This window comes from Vibrio sp. 10N.261.55.C5 (assembly GCF_041470505.1).
Classification (GTDB): domain Bacteria; phylum Pseudomonadota; class Gammaproteobacteria; order Enterobacterales; family Vibrionaceae; genus Vibrio; species Vibrio crassostreae_C.
In genome coordinates this window covers 81,773-99,356 of the sequence record NZ_JBFRMS010000010.1, presented here as the reverse complement: position 1 = coordinate 99,356, position 17,584 = coordinate 81,773, and the positions used below count along the sequence as shown (strand labels likewise).

General features: G+C 43.3%; 16 protein-coding genes. 8 read left to right on the top strand and 8 right to left on the bottom strand.

What is annotated here, in order from left to right:
- From AB4263_RS03220 to AB4263_RS03210, 3 genes are all read right to left on the bottom strand, one after another.
- A partial coding sequence (locus AB4263_RS03220; protein WP_372097478.1) for a DEAD/DEAH box helicase occupies positions 1 to 1,042 on the bottom strand: 1,042 nt, incomplete at its 3' end.
- A gap of 57 nt (positions 1,043 to 1,099) precedes the next feature.
- Positions 1,100 to 1,711, bottom strand: coding sequence for an ACP phosphodiesterase (locus tag AB4263_RS03215; RefSeq protein ID WP_372097476.1), 612 nt, complete (start codon positions 1,709 to 1,711; stop codon positions 1,100 to 1,102).
- A gap of 205 nt (positions 1,712 to 1,916) precedes the next feature.
- A complete protein-coding gene (locus tag AB4263_RS03210) occupies positions 1,917 to 2,045 on the bottom strand; it encodes a hypothetical protein (protein ID WP_017059831.1) in 129 nt (42 codons plus the stop codon).
- Between the two features lie 446 nt (positions 2,046 to 2,491).
- Between AB4263_RS03210 and AB4263_RS03205 the strand changes: the two genes are divergently transcribed.
- Both AB4263_RS03205 and AB4263_RS03200 read left to right on the top strand, forming a co-directional pair.
- Positions 2,492 to 3,715, top strand: coding sequence for an aromatic amino acid transport family protein (locus AB4263_RS03205; RefSeq protein WP_102393231.1), 1,224 nt, complete (start codon positions 2,492 to 2,494; stop codon positions 3,713 to 3,715).
- Between the two features lie 148 nt (positions 3,716 to 3,863).
- Complete coding sequence (locus AB4263_RS03200) at positions 3,864 to 5,288, top strand: methyl-accepting chemotaxis protein (RefSeq protein ID WP_017064641.1); 1,425 nt, start codon at positions 3,864 to 3,866, stop codon at positions 5,286 to 5,288.
- A gap of 408 nt (positions 5,289 to 5,696) precedes the next feature.
- On the opposite strand, the gene AB4263_RS03195 is transcribed toward AB4263_RS03200, so the two are convergent.
- The 3 genes from AB4263_RS03195 to AB4263_RS03185 form a co-directional block, all read right to left on the bottom strand.
- On the bottom strand, positions 5,697 to 6,422 hold the full coding sequence (locus AB4263_RS03195; protein ID WP_372097474.1) for an HAD-IA family hydrolase: 726 nt from the start codon (positions 6,420 to 6,422) through the stop codon (positions 5,697 to 5,699).
- Between the two features lie 304 nt (positions 6,423 to 6,726).
- Positions 6,727 to 8,535, bottom strand: a complete 1,809-nt coding sequence (locus AB4263_RS03190) for an HD domain-containing phosphohydrolase (protein WP_372097472.1) — start codon at positions 8,533 to 8,535, stop codon at positions 6,727 to 6,729.
- Positions 8,536 to 8,595: 60 nt separating this feature from the next.
- On the bottom strand, positions 8,596 to 9,090 hold the full coding sequence (locus tag AB4263_RS03185) for a hypothetical protein (protein ID WP_017064644.1): 495 nt from the start codon (positions 9,088 to 9,090) through the stop codon (positions 8,596 to 8,598).
- 248 nt (positions 9,091 to 9,338) lie between these two features.
- On the opposite strand from AB4263_RS03185, the gene AB4263_RS03180 reads away from it, so the two are divergent.
- The 4 genes from AB4263_RS03180 (at position 9,339) to AB4263_RS03165 (ending at position 15,437) form a co-directional block, all read left to right on the top strand.
- Positions 9,339 to 9,818 (top strand): CreA family protein, encoded by a 480-nt coding sequence (locus tag AB4263_RS03180; protein ID WP_017064645.1) that lies wholly within the window; start codon positions 9,339 to 9,341, stop codon positions 9,816 to 9,818.
- A gap of 129 nt (positions 9,819 to 9,947) precedes the next feature.
- Positions 9,948 to 11,252 carry an inosine/guanosine kinase gene (locus tag AB4263_RS03175; protein ID WP_017069885.1) on the top strand — a complete coding sequence of 435 codons (1,305 nt, stop codon included), beginning with the start codon at positions 9,948 to 9,950 and terminating at the stop codon, positions 11,250 to 11,252.
- A 294-nt stretch (positions 11,253 to 11,546) separates the two neighbouring features.
- On the top strand, positions 11,547 to 13,295 hold the full coding sequence (locus tag AB4263_RS03170; RefSeq protein ID WP_372097470.1) for a formate--tetrahydrofolate ligase: 1,749 nt from the start codon (positions 11,547 to 11,549) through the stop codon (positions 13,293 to 13,295).
- 237 nt (positions 13,296 to 13,532) lie between these two features.
- A complete protein-coding gene (locus AB4263_RS03165) occupies positions 13,533 to 15,437 on the top strand; it encodes a diguanylate cyclase (protein ID WP_372097468.1) in 1,905 nt (634 codons plus the stop codon).
- A 63-nt stretch (positions 15,438 to 15,500) separates the two neighbouring features.
- Here the strand turns inward: AB4263_RS03165 and AB4263_RS03160 are convergent, their stop codons facing one another.
- Positions 15,501 to 16,106: a beta-phosphoglucomutase family hydrolase gene (locus AB4263_RS03160; protein WP_017069882.1), complete on the bottom strand. Its 606-nt coding sequence runs from the start codon at positions 16,104 to 16,106 to the stop codon at positions 15,501 to 15,503.
- 87 nt (positions 16,107 to 16,193) lie between these two features.
- Here AB4263_RS03160 and arfB point away from each other — a divergent pair, with 87 nt between their 5' ends.
- A complete protein-coding gene (gene arfB, locus AB4263_RS03155; RefSeq protein WP_017059842.1) occupies positions 16,194 to 16,604 on the top strand; it encodes an alternative ribosome rescue aminoacyl-tRNA hydrolase ArfB in 411 nt (136 codons plus the stop codon).
- Between the two features lie 93 nt (positions 16,605 to 16,697).
- Here the strand turns inward: arfB and AB4263_RS03150 are convergent, their stop codons facing one another.
- The gene (locus tag AB4263_RS03150; protein WP_017059843.1) at positions 16,698 to 17,015 is read right to left on the bottom strand and encodes a helix-turn-helix transcriptional regulator; all 318 of its coding nucleotides are present in this window, start codon (positions 17,013 to 17,015) and stop codon (positions 16,698 to 16,700) included.
- Between the two features lie 201 nt (positions 17,016 to 17,216).
- Here AB4263_RS03150 and AB4263_RS03145 point away from each other — a divergent pair, with 201 nt between their 5' ends.
- On the top strand, positions 17,217 to 17,543 hold the full coding sequence (locus AB4263_RS03145) for a hypothetical protein (protein ID WP_029236416.1): 327 nt from the start codon (positions 17,217 to 17,219) through the stop codon (positions 17,541 to 17,543).
- The last annotated feature ends 41 nt before the right edge of the window (positions 17,544 to 17,584 follow it).

Here is a 17,584-nt window from a genome sequence, read left to right as displayed (position 1 = left end):
TGTTACCCGCACGGCCAGTACGTCCGATGCGGTGAACATAATCTTCTGCTTTAAATGGCATGTCATAGTTCACAACTTGTTCTAGCTGCTGAATATCAATACCACGAGCTGCCACGTCGGTTGCGATCAACGCACGAACTCTGCCTGACTTGAAATCGTCTAGGGCTTTTTGACGCGCACCTTGGCTCTTATCGCCATTGATTGATGCCGCTTTAATGCCGTCTAACTTAAGCTCTTTAACGAGAGCATCAGTGCCCTGCTTAGTCTTTGTGAACACCAACACTTGTTGCCAGTTTTTTGAACCAATCAAATACGCTAATAGCTCACTTTTACGCGACTTATCTACCGGGTAAACCATCTGTGTTACGGTTTCAGCGGTGCTGTTTTTTGGCGTAACTTGGATTTCACTTGGCTTCTGCATCATACGGTGTGCAATCGCTTTGATTTTGTTATCAAACGTTGCAGAGAAGAACAGAGTTTGACGCACTTCGTTCATGCGAGAAAGAATACGCTTGATGTCAGGCATGAAGCCCATATCTAACATACGGTCAGCTTCATCCAGTACCAGTACTTCCGTTTGGCTCAACATGATGTTTCTAGTGAACATGTGATCAATAAGACGACCAGGCGTCGCGACAAGAATATCTGCGCCACCGCGTAAGTTATCAGTTTGCACCTTCATGCTAACGCCGCCGTAAGCCACCACGACTTTAATGTCGGTGTCCTTTGCGTAGCTAGTTAAGTTATCGAAAACCTGTTGTGCCAATTCACGAGTTGGCACTAATACAAGCGCACGAACGAGCTTAGGGTTCGGAATAACGTTGTCTTTTGTCTCGATTAATCTTTGAATAATCGGTAAACCAAACGCAGCCGTTTTACCTGTACCCGTTTGAGCACCAGCCAGTACATCTTTGCCTTCTAATACCAATGGAATTGCTTGTTCTTGAACACTGGTAGGAGCCGTAAAATTAAGCTCAGACAACGTGGCAAGAAGATACTCAGATAATCCTAGTTGGTTAAAAGATTTTGTAGATTCAGACATAGTATGATGCTCAAAGATTAAATAGGCGCGGATTGTAGCAAACCTGCATTACGCTGTTTACCTTTCCTTTTGATTTTTCTTCATTTGAAGCGCATTAAACTGCTTAGCTTCCTCTAAAACGTTGGGATAAAGCTCATTAAAGTGACACTGCAACGTATCATAGTGACGTTCGAGGTCATCGTAACATGCCTCGAGCATACCGAGCTTAGGCCTTCTCAACGCCATTCGCTGCAACACCACCTCTATAGATGACATGTCTTGATAGCTCTCTAACCATCTATGCTCAGCCATTTTCTGATGAACCATAACGAAATTTTCAGGCCAGTGTGGCTCTTGATGTTCAAAGATCTGCTCATGGCTATCTAAACAAAAACGCTCTAATGTCTGCTGTGAAAACTGATCCCAATGATTGGCTAAGCAGTGATCCCAAAATACATCGAGTGCGATAGGCGCAAAGCGTCGTGTTTGGTCTGAGAAAAGTGATTTTGCAGAACGAGATACATCATGACGATCAGTATAGCTATCAACAAATCGATGAAGCCTAATACCGTCAGAAAGGGAATCAGAATAGTGTTTATTAGGGTCGCCTTTAATAAAATCACCTAACAGGTTACCTGCTAAGTTGCTGTTACAGTGCTTGGCGATGTGAAGGTGTGCGAGAAAGTTCATTGAACCTCATTAAAGTATCGAGAACTAAGTAACATGGTAAACGTACTCGTTTATCTTCGCGAACTTTAATGAGGATAGTTTTGGTATGACGTGTGAGCGAATACGATTTGCTCAGTTTAGAATTGTTTGCTTTGAGAAGCTTTAGCTAAGAAAACTTTTAGCTTTAAAACGTTTCAGTTGAAACTGAATTAAAGATCTTAAAAGCTTAGTTCGAAGACTTGAAAAGCTCTTCTGCTAACTGTTTCACTGTCTGCTCATAGTCAGACAAATCAATGCCAATTTCCATAGCATCTAACAACTCTAGACTTTCGTCATTATAAGATTGGTCACTCATTGTGCCCCCTCTATTCCTTGATGTGGACATGATGTCCGATTAACTAGTGCACCATCTTGGACTTATATTATGTCACTTTGATGAACGCACTCTACTCTACCCATTCCATATTCATAGCTTAAAGCTACTCGCGATCATTAACGCTTTTTTGCGCTAAAGGGGTATACGCGAACGACATATGTACTGCCACCTTACACCAAGTACAACAAATTACTCTATAAATTTTGAAACCGATCATGGTCAAACGTTTGCTTTGCTCATTTGAATGCTGACACGCCCCTTTGTGTAAATATTAATTTACAGTGGATGCTTTTAATTACAATAAGAATTGCATTTGGAATTAAACTCAATCAGAATACTTCAAAATCGAGATATTCTTTGGGTTTATGCGCTTAAGCTAGAAGAATTACAATGAAAACACACCCTAACGTAAAGAATTATATACAATGAATAAATCAAAGGTTTTTGGTAGTACTTTGATCATTGCAGGCACAACCATTGGTGCTGGCATGCTCGCTCTTCCACTTGCTTCTGCAGGTATTGGCTTTTCAACTTCACTTTTCTTGATGCTGGGTTTATGGGCGTTAATGGCTTTTACTGCGCTATTAATGGTAGAGCTTCACCAATTCGCAGAATCTGACGCTACCCTACACACGTTAGCTCATACCATTTTGGGGACAAAAGGAAAGTGGATTGCGAGCTTCGCGGTGATGTTTCTTTTCTACGCTCTGTGTGCGGCATACATAGCTGGCGGCGGTGCGCAATTTAACCAACGAATTTCGGATATCGCGGGTATCGAACTTAATGCTCAAATCACCACGCTTCTATTTACCCTATTAGTTGCCGGCGTTGTTACGATTGGTACACACAGTGTTGATAAAGTTAACCGCGTTTTGTTTGGCTTAAAGCTTATCGCGATGGTTTTGGTACTCAGCTTCCTAGCGCCAAACATTACCTCTCAATACTTAATGAGCATGCCTTTACAGCAAGGCCTGATTGTTGCGGCTATTCCGGTTGTGTTTACCTCTTTTGGTTTCCACGGCAGCATCCCATCAATTGTTCGATACCTAGATGGTGACGTTCGTTCTTTACGTAAGGTAATGATTATTGGCTCGGCACTGCCTCTGGTTATCTACGTTTTCTGGCAAAGTGTTACTTTGGGCGTGATTAGCCAAGAGCAGTTGTTGTCTGACACAAGCTTGGGCGCGCTATTAGTCTCGCTATCGCAAACGGTTCATCAATCCAACCTAAGCGTGATCGTCGGTGTGTTTGCAGACCTTGCACTGCTGACATCTTTTATTGGTGTGAGCTTGGGCTTATTTGAATTCATGGGCGACTCACTGAACAAGAAACTAGGTAACGCAAAACGTGTTAAGACAGCTGCTATCACCTTCTTACCGCCACTGGGGTTTGCCTTATTTTACCCACAAGGCTTCATCATGGCTTTAGGCTACGCAGCCATTGCACTTTCAGTGCTCGCGATTCTGTTACCAACAGTGATGGTCTACAAGGTTCGTTACACTGATTTCTCTGTCAAACCACAATCTTCAGAAGCCAGTTACCAAGTGTTAGGCGGTAGCAAAGCGTTGTTTTTAGCAGGTAGCGTTGGCGTATTTATCATTGCGATTCAAGTTCTTATTTCAGTAGGGTTACTGCCTTCTTTAGGCTAATAAACCTATACAGAACTAATTTACTTGATTCAGATCTCATAAATGACATATCACTATCATTGATTTTCACAATTAGTTGATTGAAGTCACATTTTTATTGAGGTCGGTTATTTAGAGTCCACGGTAAAGGATTTACCGTGGAGTTTTTATGAAAGAAGTACAATTTCGAACGATAGACAAACTGTTTATTAAGATGTCGATCAACGACAAGTTTTGGGTCATTTTCTTAATCTTTTTTGCCGCTCTGGCAAGCCTAGCTGGACTGAACTACGTCAACAAAATGGAACACATTGACGTAACTGCAAAACAGCAGGTCGAGTATCAACTGCAAGGCATTTTATCAGCATCAGATTCCCCGGCATCTGTTCGCTCTGTTAGCCAGCAAACTCGCGCTCAACAAACCACTATTTCAAATAATGGTTCTGTGACTGCCACAGCACTCGCACAAGATGGCAACTACTACTCACTTACCGTTTCAACTAACGATATACAGAATCAAAAGCAGCAAGCACTGTACACTTTATTACTGAGCTTCTTGTGGTGTGTGCCTTTTGGTCTTTTCTGTTACTGGGTAGCGACTTTCCTAGGCGGCGCACTTTGGGTTCTTTATTCAACGACTCAAAAGATTGGTGATGGTGACTTAACATCACGCCTTGGCTTCCACCCTGGCCGTGATGAGTTCGGCACGATTGGTTGTGCGCTTGACCGTTCAATGGACACGCTTAGTGAGTTAGTCAACAACGTAAACCACAGTGCAGCAACGCTAAGCGAAACATCGGCTTCTTTCGAAACTGAGATGAAGCGCAGCGAAACACAAATCATGAGCCAAAATGCCTCTCTAGACTCTGTAGCGACAGCAATGGATCAGATGACAGCTTCGGCAAATGAAGTCTCTAACATCTCTGCACGCTCAACTGAACAAACAGAACAAGACGCGCAGCAAATCAACGATAGCCACGCGAAGGTTCAACAGGCAATCTCGGAAATCACCACCCTTTCTTCTTTGATTGAGCAAACCTCATCTTCTGTTACTAGCTTGAATGTGAATACGAGCCAAATTAACGAGGTCATCACGACGATCAATGCTATTTCAGAGCAAACTAACTTACTTGCTTTAAATGCCGCGATTGAAGCCGCTCGTGCGGGCGAGCAAGGCCGAGGTTTCGCTGTTGTTGCTGATGAAGTAAGAACACTGGCAAGCCGCACTCAGTCGGCTACTGTAGAAATCCAAGCGATGATTGAACGCTTACAGCAAGAGAGCCAAAATATCGCGAAGATCACCGAACAGACGGTTGACCAAGCGCAAACCAGTAGCCAGTTGATTTCAAACATTGGTCACGACGTAAACTCGATTGCAGATTCAGCTCAAGCACTAATGGACATGAGTATCCAAATCGCAACATCAGCCGATGAGCAAAGTAACGTTGCCAATACGATTGCAGCAGAGCTTAACGATATTCGAAGCCAATCCGATGTGATTAAAGACGTGGCTCAGAATTCTTCAAATGGCGTATCTAGGCTAACAGAAGCGTCGGTTTCTCTATCTCAGACATTGGCACGCTACCGAACTTAAGGATCAACTGGTGAACTAGCGGCGTGAATTGAAAACAAACTAATGAGGACTCGTAATGGGTCCTTTCTTTTTGGCTTTTGTTTAATAACATTACAAGAACCATGGTCAATAACGATGACATTATCAATTACCATGAAGCAAGTCGCAAAGGAGAGATTAAGAAGTGTCAGAACTGTCTAATATTCGAGCTTAGGAGTAATCTAATTGAACGGGTCTTTTTTCGCTTACCCCCTTGCTGCAGGTGACACATAATGAATAAAACAGAAACACCAAACACCGACGACATTACATGCCCTTTATGCCAACACGACGAGTATCTGCTTTCAGAAAGTGGAGAAAAGTTTACTTGTGCATCTTGCGGTTTCCACACCAAACAATTTAGTAAGGTAGTCAGCCTTCAACTAAGCTCTACCCCACCAAAGCTGCAGAATTCGATATACCACCATTTGAGCAGTGCTTGCCATTAATCCAAACTGAAATTTCTTCTAAACTGTAGATATCCTGAGTCGCGAGTTCTGCTGAGTCGGCTTCGGGATCTACGATTGCTTCATCAATACTCGGGCGTAATCGAAACGATTGGATACCCGCGCGAACACCAGCCTCAATCCCTTTCAACGTATCATCCACGTAGATGCACTCATTTGGCAGAAAGCCCATGTTCATGGCCGTGTACATGATTAGATCAGGCTCTGGCTTCCAGCTGTTAGCATCAAAAGCTGAGAACACTTTGCCTTTGAAGTCGTCTAGCATGCCTGTCATCGCCAATGAAGATTCAACTCTAGATTTTGGTGCATTGGAAGCGATACAAAACTCGATATCTTGTTGTTTGAGAAATTCAATAAGTTCGATAGCTCCATCCATCGGCTTTAAATGACGCTGGAACAGTGCTTCTAATTCAGTGCGATATAACGGTTCAAGTGTATCAATCGAGATAGATAGCCCATGACGTTCTTGTGTATCCATTAAGATGTCGGCTAGCTTCCCGCCTTGAAAGTGCGCATAGCAGTCGTTGACGTTTAGCTCCGCCCCAAAGCCAGTGAAAACGTTCACCAAAGCCTGGCAGCACAGCTTTTCACTATCGACAAGTGTTCCGTCACAATCGAAAATCACACATTTAGTCTGTTCTAACCGCATAGGTATCTCACTCAGATTGAATCCAAGTTTTATCCTATAGTGTTCTTTCAATGCGCGAGATGATTGAGGTAACAGTTTGCAGATACAGGCTTATTTCTCTTCGCGAAATATGGAGTTGATCACTTTATCGCTCGACATAAGCAACAGTTTTCATCAAATGACCCCAGATTCTACGAAATCAAAGACTGCGAGGTTTACATAAGTGACTCAATTTCAGGGGAAATATAAATCACTACTTCCTAGCCGGATCGTGGTGAATAGATAAAGAAGCCAAGACGTATAGGCCACTCAGATAAAGCAACGGTTAGCTAACAACCGACTCTTCTAAGACCTTAGCTTCAAACGAAGGTGAAGACGCATATTCTATAGTTCCAGTATCGGGATACGAATCTCGGATAGCGACAAACTCGGGTAAGTGTTTCAGTAGCAATTTAGTCAGCTGAGGATCAAACTGGTAGCCACACTCTCGCTCGAACAAATCGACCACCATCTCTAACGGCCACGGTTCTTTGTAGCAACGTGCACTAAGCAGCGCATCAAACACATCGGCTACGGCAGTGATACGAGCAAACAGGTGTATTTCATCACCCACTTTTCCATTCGGGTATCCAGCACCATCCCAACGCTCGTGATGTTCGTTAGCAATGATTGCCGCGAGGTTGGTAATATCACCCGCTCCGCTCTTTAGTAAGTTATAGCCAGCCGTAGTATGAAGCTTCATCACCTCCCACTCTTGGTCGGTTAATTTCCCAGGTTTATCCAAGATTGATTCAGGGACTGAAATCTTACCCACATCGTGCATTGGGCTGATGATCTCAATCATCTCGACCTCGCGATGGCTCAAGCCACGATACTTAGCAAGCAATGCAGACAACTTGGCTACACGCTTAACGTGATTACCTGTTTCGCCAGAGCGGGTTTCAATCGCTTCACCGAGAACATGAATCATATCCTTTTGGATATTCAAGGTCTGTTTCTGAAGCTTTAAGATTCGTTTGTTCTTATTGGCCAACTCTTTCTTTTGGCGCAGAGTGACAAATTGCATCAAGATGATCAGGCTCAAACCCGCAATCACCATCGATAGCCCTAATAACAACTGGAAGTTTTTACGAATAAAGGATGAAGGCTCGTTAATGAATACCGCTTCGTCAGGTAACGCGTTTGCACTAATCCCGTATCGCTTCATTGCAGGGTAATTAAATACAAAACGCTTAGTGTCTCCGGGAGTTAACGGTGTCGTAAAACCCAGAGGAAGGTATTTATCTAATGCATCGACAGCCTCTTCACCCATGCTTTGTGAGTGATTAACGTAACCACCGAGTACATCACCCGAAATATAGAACTGCCACAAAGCAAACACCGGAGCGGCACTCGCTTTTGACAACGTATCCGCAATCTCTTGGTAAGTGTGATAAACCCCTTGCTTTAACTCGGTGTTGTAATGACTGAGCAATACCGCATCGTCCGCAGAGATCCCTTCCAAAAATTGGCTCGTATGCTCCAGCGACAAGTCGCGAATTTCTACGAGATTGATATTTGAAAATTCAGCCATCATTTTGTTCATTTCTTTATGAATCAATTCAGACGTGACACTGTAATCATTTACAAAATAGAGATTCTTTAGATTAGGTCTTAATTTGGAGATCAGCTTAATATTAACGTCTATCTGATCGTTCTCGTAAAGCACAGTTGCTCTGTCAGACACCGCGTACATGTCGGTGCTGAAATCATTGATGCCGGCTGCAACGACAGGTGTGGAGCGATCAATCAAATTAGGCAGAGATTCAAGAAAATTGGCTGCGTTATCGTCCGTCGCAATTACGCCATCAAATTTATAACCTGCATACTTCGCACGTAAGTAGTTCGCGAGAGAGTCGTAATACTCTGGGCTGTGGACACGCTTTGAATCCAAATACTCTATTGAGAGTTTAACTTCGGTTTGAGACTGGCTGAACGCACTGTCTATCCCTTTTTGGAAGTCAGCAGTCCATTGATAAGAAGGTTCGTATGAGTGTAAAACTAGGATGCGTTTAATATCCCAGTCGTTAGCAAAACAGAGTGAAGAATAAGCGCTAACACATAATACAGCGATTGATATCAATAGCTTGTACATACAATACCCTTTAAATAAGACGGGGTATTGTACTTAGATTAACGCTTTGTCAAAGAATCTTTAGTTCTCGATCCATACTTTATCGCAAGAAGCATGATCTTGTGCCCAAAAATCGTGTAACTGCTTAGCAAAGTTGTTGATACTTTGACCATTTTCAGCAACGACATCCGAGATCAATAGGGAACCATCCGCTTCTGTGACGATAGCGCTCGCCACAACTTCACCGTTTTGAGTACCAATATATAATACATGATCGTCAGAAAGCATAATTTGGCTCAAGAACTCAAGCATGTGTGCCCTTTCGATTTCATCTTGGTAAACGCTTGCTTGGTTGAGTGAAAATAGCACGGTCAATTTATGGAAATCGACTTTATGCAGTTCATCAATTTGGGAAGGAGTTTGATCTTGTGCTAGGAGTTGGTATGTCTTGGATGGAAGTTTGCTTTGATAAAGTTCACGGCCGAGGAGGCTCTCTTTTGCGGGGTAAGCAATATCGAGCTGACTAAATAGCCATTGGTTTTTCTTGTGTGCAATTTCAGGTATTTCGTTATTCATTCTTTTAGTACCTACGGTTAGTATCCCCAAATATCGCAGTTATTTGGAAGACATACGGTCGGCTGAGGTGCCGAGCTACAAGCAGAGAGCATACAGAGCATGACCAAGGCCAACAAGTACTTTAAATGCTTCATATTTTTCATTATCCAACAACATCCTTTAAGAACTTAACGAAAAGCTCTACACTCGTATCCAAGCTTTCAATATCCTTATAGTAAACAGAACTATATAAATAAAAAGGACTTCTTATGAAAAAAGCCTTAATAGCAGCAGGTATCGTGACAATGTTAGCTGGCTGTTCGGACAACGAGGTTGGCGACGTCTCACTGGGTTTCTTCACAATGAAGGATATCAAGATGTCTTCATTAGATGACGATAAGATCGCGGGTGTTACCTGTCATATCGCATCAATCGAAGCAAACCTTAGCCTTTCTGATCCAAGTGATAGCTCTATATCTTGTCGTCAAACAGGTGAAATTACACCAGAAATGATTGCTCAAATAGACAAGAGTAAGTCTGGCGAAGTGGTATTCAAGCAATCGAAAAGTATCTTCTTTAAAACAATGAAGGTTCGTCGTATCTACGATGCAGAGAATCAGTCGCTGCTCTACTTGTCTTACACCACCAAAGAAACAGAAGGTAGCTTCAAACACAGCCTTTCAACTGTTCCACTATGGGGTACAGAGGCTTACGTTGATCCAGCGACGTTAGTACAGCCAACCGAGTAGTTTCAAACATATAGTTAGTTGAATCACCTGTACAGACATTGTGCAGGTGATTCAAAATGTAATAAAAATGAAAGAAACAGAAACAAAATGTGATATCATGCGGCAAAATTTTTTCACTGTATTTTTCATATGAAGTTTCCTGGACAGCGTAAATCTAAGCACTACTTTCCAACTCACGCACGTGATCCGTTGGTCAACCAAATTCAACAAACGCCTAAGCTTCACCGCGCAACGATTGTGGGTGTTGGCCAAACGATTGTTGATATCGAAGCCCGTGTTGACAACGAGTTCCTAGAAAAATACGAGCTGAGTAAAGGTCACTCACTGGTATTGGAAGAAAGTAAAGCAGATGCGCTGTATGAAGAGTTAGTTGAGCGCGGTTTGATCACGCATCAATATCCTGGCGATACTATCGGCAACACACTGCACAACTATTCCGTTCTTGCGGACAGCAAATCTGTCCTGCTTGGCGTAATGTCTAAGAAGATTGAAGTTGGCTCATTTGGTTATCGTTACCTTTGCCGCACTTCTTCTCGTATGAATCTAAACCACCTTCAAACTGTTGATGGTCCAATTGGTCGTTGCTACACGCTTATTTCTGAAGATGGCGAACGTACGTTTGCAATCAATGAAGGCCACATGAACCAACTTCTTCCAGAAAGCATTCCTGAAAAAGTGTTCGAGAAAGCGTCTGCATTGGTTGTGTCGTCATACCTAATGCGTGGCAAACCTGAAGATCCGATGCCAAAAGCGGTACAAAAAGCGATTGAATACGCGAAAGCGCACAATGTGCCTGTTGTACTAACACTTGGTACTAAGTATGTGATCGAAGGCAACGCTGAATGGTGGCAAGAATACCTGAAAGAAAACGTAACCATCGTCGCGATGAACGAAGATGAAGGTGAAGCGCTAACGGGTGAAAAAGATCCTCTATTGGCTGCTAACAAGGCACTTGAGTGGGTTGACCTAGTTCTATGTACTGCAGGCCCTATTGGTCTATACATGGCAGGTTACACTGACGAACCAGCGAAACGCGAAACCACACTGCCATTGTTACCGGGTAACATCCCTGAGTTCAATAAATACGAATTCAGCCGTGCGATGCGTAAGCAAGACTGTAAAGACCCAGTAAAAGTGTACTCTCACATTGGCCCTTACCTAGGTGGCCCACTTGAGATTAAGAATACCAATGGCGCTGGCGATGGTGCACTTTCAGCACTACTTCACGACATGGCAGCAAATAGCTACCACCACGTGAATGTACCAAACTCAGAGAAACACGAGCACACTTGTCTAACTTACTCTTCACTGTCTCAAATTTGTAAGTACGCAAACCGTGTAAGCTACGAAGTGTTGACTCAGCACTCTCCTCGCCTTTCTCGTGCATTACCTGAACGCGAAGATAGCTTAGAAGAAACATACTGGGATCGTTAATCGACCATATTAGGCAGTTACCTCTTAAAGGTTAACGCCAAGTGAGATTACCCATTCCTTGAAGGGCTGCTATATGCAGCCCTTTTTGTATTCAACGCCAATATAATTGCAACTGAAGGTAATCAGAACGAATATTTTGCTCGTTTAAGATTTGATCTCGCGCAATGACTCTTTAGATCTGTTATCTTCCAGCACATAATTCGTGTGGTTTGCCTTTACTTGGCAAATTTATACAGTACTATCGCCACGCAAACGTTTACGTACCGCCTTTCGGTTCTGATATAAGGATCAAATATGCTGTCTGATATTGATATTTGTCGCTCTACTCCCCTTAAAAACATCAGTGAGGTTGCCAAGCAAGCTGGCCTGCACCACAACGAACATCAGCCATTAGGGCAATTCAAATCTAAAGTGTCTCTCACGTCACTTGAACGCCTCGCCAACCAACAAGATGGTAAATTAGTCGTAGTCACGGCGATCACACCGACACATCTTGGTGAAGGCAAAACCATCACTACTATCGGATTAGCACAAGGCCTCGCAGAGATTAACCAATCTGCAATGGCCTGCATTCGCCAGCCTTCAATGGGTCCGGTATTTGGTGTAAAAGGTGGCGCTGCGGGTGGTGGTTACTCTCAAGTTGCCCCTATGGAACAATTAAACCTGCACCTGACGGGCGATATTCATGCTGTTACGGCCGCTCACAACCTCGCCTCTGCCGCCATTGATGCACGTTTGTATCATGAACAACGGGAAGGCTTAGAGGCGTTTGAAGCGCGTTCTGGCTTAAAAGCCTTGGATATTGACCCAGGCAGAATCGTTTGGCGACGTGTACTTGACCACAATGATCGCGCACTACGCATGATCACGGTTGGCAAGAACGAAGCAGACAAAACAATTAACGGCTTTGAGCGAGAAGATGGATTTGATATCTCAGCTGCTTCAGAGCTAATGGCCATTCTTGCTCTAGCCAATGACCTTCAAGATTTGAGAAAGCGCATCGGACGAGTGGTACTTGCCTACAACAAACAAGGCTTGCCGTTGACCGCAGATGACTTCAACGTTGCAGGCGCAATGACCGTAACCATGAAGGATTCTATTGAACCAACATTGATGCAAACCCTTGAAGGCGTTCCTACCCTAATTCACGCCGGGCCTTTCGCGAACATCGCACATGGTAACTCTTCAATTATTGCCGATAAAATAGCGTTAAAGCTGAGTGACTTTGTGGTAACTGAAGGTGGTTTCGGCTCAGACATGGGCTTTGAGAAAGCGTGCAACATAAAAGCGAAAGCGTCGAACAAGAAGCCCGATTGCGCTGTGGTTGTTGCAACATTACGTGGATTAAAGGCCAACTCTGGTTTATACGATTTGAGACCGGGCACTCCATTACCAGATTCAATTTTTAATGATGACCAAGACGCGCTAATTGCAGGCTTTGAGAACCTAAAATGGCACATCAACAACGTTAAGCAATACCAAGTGCCTACAGTTGTTGCGATTAACCGATTCCCACAAGACTCAGCGCAAGAGCTCGATGCTTTGAAGCAGATGATCACCGACTTCGATCCAAGCGTTAGCGTTGAAGTAAGCGAAGCATTTGGTCAAGGTGGCGAAGGGGCAACTCAACTGGCTCACGCTGTAGTAAAAGCTTGCCAAAAACAGAGTGAATTTAAGCCTTTGTATCACTCAGAGCAAAGCCTAGAAGAAAAGCTGATGGCAGTTGCTGAAGTTGGCTATGGCGCGGCAAGTATTTCGCTATCTCCACTGGCTAAAAAACAGCTGGCTGAATTCAAACTTCATGGCTATAGCGACCTATCGGTTTGTTTGGCAAAAACACCACTATCAATCTCGACAGAAGCACACGTAAAAGGTGCACCAACCCAATTTGACGTGCCTGTTAGAGAACTAAAATTGTGTGCTGGTGCTGGCTTTATTTACGCGTTGTGCGGCAATGTAATGACCATGCCAGGCTTGCCTGACAAACCGGCGTTCATGTCGTTAGATATTGATAGTAATGGAAATATCGTCGGCCTAAGCTAGCTGCCCTTAGTTAGATAATCGGCAATTAATCGCGATTAATTTAGCTTAGGTTTCGGAGCTGTGTTCTATATTGAGCAATCATTTACTAACGAAGTGATTGCTCAACAATCAAGCTTAACTGCAAAAAGTTGCACTTAAATCGTAGTTATATGCGAATCTTGTCTTAACTTCTCGGTCAAGATCACATTAAAAACCCTATAAAATATATAGTATTGCGCTGATTCTTTGAGGACAGTGATGAATACAAGTATAAAAAAACTAGTCAGCCAATTTCTATGTACCATCTTTGCCCTAGGACTAGTCCCTGCCCTCTACATCAATTCTGAACTTGACAGAATTGATGCTCAGCACACTCTAAATATTAAGCAGTCTAGCCAAAATCAAATCGAATACAGCTTTCATGAACTCGCTGTTATTGTTGAGCAAATCTCTAACTCTGTTCCTTCAATCGCCGACTCTCAAACACTACTCCGAGCGATTCGAGAACCTTCTATTATCCATAAAGAAACCCTGCAAGATCTTTGGGTGATGTTAGCTCGTGGCCAAAAATACTATTCCCAGCTTCGTTACCTCGATCTAGCTGGCAACGAAGTGTTTCGCGTTAATTATAAAGCCAATCAAGCAATCGTGGTTCCAGATAGTGAACTGCAGAACAAGTCTTCGCGTGATTACTATGAGGTACTACAGCAATTAAAGATTGGTGAGATTAGCTCTCGCGGTATTGATCTTGAAGTCGAAAACGGAGAGATCGTTCGCCCTTTGATTCCAGCGCTACGCATTATGACGCCAGTCGCTGAAAACAACCGCATTATTGGTTACTTCATCGCAAACCTGAACATGCTTGAGATTTATAAGCGCCTTCACTATCAAATTGGTGCATCTTCTGCTGTTCCTATTATTCTCAACAAAACCGGACACATAATCATGGGGCCGGATCCTACGGAATCTTTCGGACATGTAATTGAATCACGTTCAGAGCAGACTTACGCAAAGTTATACCCTGAGCTTTGGACTGCGATTCAAGACAAGACATCTTCGAGCTATTTCGATGGTGAGAACTGGTATTTTCATTCCGACATCAGCCCTAAAATCAAACAGTTTGAAGGCCCTATTTACATGGTTCTTCACATTGAAAATCAGCAGTTCAGCAGTCAATACCGAGAAGAAAAACAAGCGATCGTCGTTCAGATCATCACCTTGTCTTTCTTGATTTCGATGATCTCCGCTGGCTTCGTATTGTGGAACAGCAACCACAAGAAGAACAGTATCGAGAGCCAACTTGCTAAGGCCGCAATGAATGGCATGTCTGCCTTGGTGATTACCGACAGAAACAACCGAATCATCAAAGTAAACCAAGAGTTCACCCGTGTGAGTGGCTACGAGTTAGAAGACGTAAAAGGCCGCCAACCGTCCATGTTTGCCTCTGGTCGCTACAACGAAGAGTTCTACATCAAGATGTGGAGCATCATCAAAGAGAAAGGCATGTGGGAAGGCGAAGTGGTTAATCGTCGTAAAGACGGGTCTTTGATCACGGAAATATTGCGAATCCAAACCATTAAAGACTCGAAAGACGTGATTCAGTTTTATGTCGCTTCATTTGTGGATATAAGTAAACACAAAGAGCTAGAAAACAAACTGAGAAACCTGAGTGAAAAAGATGCCTTAGCTGGGTGTTGGAACCGCCGTAAATTCGATCTTGAGCTGCGAGATGAGTGCTCTCGTGTTAATCGTTACCCTACTCGCGAACAGTCTTGTTTAGCGATTTTGGACATAGACCACTTCAAACGCATCAACGACAGATTTGGTCACGATTATGGAGATCGCGTCATTCAAACCGTTGCTCAAGTATTACAACGAGAGTGCCGAGAAACTGATTTTGTGGCTCGTATTGGTGGCGAAGAGTTTGGCGTTATTCTGCCTCATACCACAACAGAAGAAGCTGAGTATGTACTTAACAGATTGAGAATCGCAGTCAGTATTGAGCTCGATAACGTGGTGACGGTCAGTGGTGGAATTACCAACCTGACCAACGACCCTGCTCTTAACTACAAGTGCGCCGATTTAGCACTTTATGAAGCCAAAGCAGCAGGTCGAAACAGTGTGTGCCTGTTCCTAGACAGCGAAATGAGCGAAATCGCCTAACAGAAAATCAGTATTGTTCCGCTAGGCTATTAGTTTGGCGGTTTAACAACCCAATCCTTGCAATCAGCTTGGTGCAGGATAGAACTCTAGTTTGTTCCCCTCTACCACTAGAATACAATCCATGTTCGCAGCATGAGCAGCCTGCTTACCTAGGTTCGTATCTTCAAACACAACACACTGCTTTGGCTGCAAACCCATACCAAAACACGCATCTAAGAAAGTATCCGGATTTGGTTTGTGATTCTTAACGTCTGTTGCTGTCACGAGAATATCGAGCTTACTCAAGATCTCTGTCTTATCCAGTAACTGTTCGGCACTTTTACGTTGACTGCCCGTTCCGACTGCAATCTTCTTGTTACCCAGATGCTCTAACAACAGAGAGTGAGTACAAGGGATAACGTCTCCTTTGTCTTCGATAGCCGCAAACGACGCCATTTTAAACGTAGAAACCGCTTGTGGGTCGAGCGATAAACCGTATTTGCTGTTCACCTCACCGGCTATCTTATAACTCGGCATGCCACCTAAGCTATGCAGCCAAGACGCTTCAAAATGAAAGCCAAACTCTTCAGCCGTTCGCTCCCACGCCTTTACATGTGCAGGCATTGTATCGATCAACGTACCGTCCATATCAAAGATTAATCCTTCATATGCCGTTAAATCTATTTTCATCACTACTACCACTCTTAAATAAAGTTACTGATACCATAACCAATATTCAGTATCATGGCGCCATATTACCGTTCAAAATGGATGTTTATGTTACAAATATCTAACTCTGTTTCGATTCAAGACTGGGAACTCCAGTTAACAGCGATCAGAGCACAAGGAGCCGGCGGTCAGAACGTCAATAAAGTATCGAGCGCGATACATTTACGTTTTGATATCAAGCACTCTACCCTACCTGACTTCTATAAAGAAAAGCTCCTCGCACACAAAGATAGCCGCATCACCAAAGACGGTGTGATTATCATTAAAGCGCAACAGTATAGAACTCAGGAACAAAACCGAGATGATGCTTTAGTGCGCTTGAAAGAATTGATCTTGGAAGCGACAAAGGTTCAAAAAGTAAGACGAGCAACTAAGCCGACGCGTGGCTCTCAGAAAAGACGTTTAGAAAGCAAAAAACAAAGAAGCACCACCAAACAGCTGCGTGGAAGAGTGAGCTGATGGCTTCATGCCCTCAGAGAACACATTACCCTAGAAGTATCTGTCAATTTGACTAACGAATCGATCTATTACGCTGTTTATTTGAAAGAAAGACTACTGCTTCTTTTTGACCGACAAAATCAGCTTGATCAACAACAGGCGCTCTTCGCTGGTCAGCAGACGACTGACCGCAGCTACATCTTCCGCTGTTACTTGTGATGCGCCAACAATATCAAGCACCACATCCAAATCCGTCACTTTTAAGGTTCTAGTGATTGAACGATACTGAGACATCTTGATGTCCGCCTCTCCGCGTTCAATCCTTTGATAGGTTTTTAAGCTCATTCCTGCACTCGAGGCTAACTTTTCTTGAGACAAGTTGGCTTGTTTCCTACGCTCAATCAGCGCCAATATTATGGGTTCTTGTGACATAAGCTCATCCTCAAAAGACAGTTATGTCCTAAATTCAGCAAGAAGCAGACCATATTGACTTGTGATGGTTTACATAAGCCATCAAAGGCATATTATTCGCTTGATAAAACCGTTACGTTTCATAAACCTTCACACTGATATCAGTTGTGAACGTACAGGCTAGGTAACTTGAGTATTCAAGTGTTGGGAAATAATTAAAAATTGCATATTGCGAATAAGAAAGACGTCAAATTGGAAATTGCGAATCGCTATACATTGGCATTTCCTTGCATTAGTCACGCATTAGAATCAGACAATCCCCGCCCAGAAATTATTGCAATACAACATAAGCTACTCACGTACAAAGAGGTGTTGCTGCACGGGAACATGTTGGAAGGTAAGGAATTAAAGCAAGCTTTTTCTGCATTGAACGAAAATGAAAAAGGTGTGGCTCAAGGTGGGATTAAAAGCATCAATGCTGCGATAAAAGAGATGGATGAGATTCTAGAAAGATACAGCCGTAAAGCGGTTATCGAGCTGAGTAACTAGTTCTACAAGCAACTAACCAACTGCACACCTGCACACCTGCA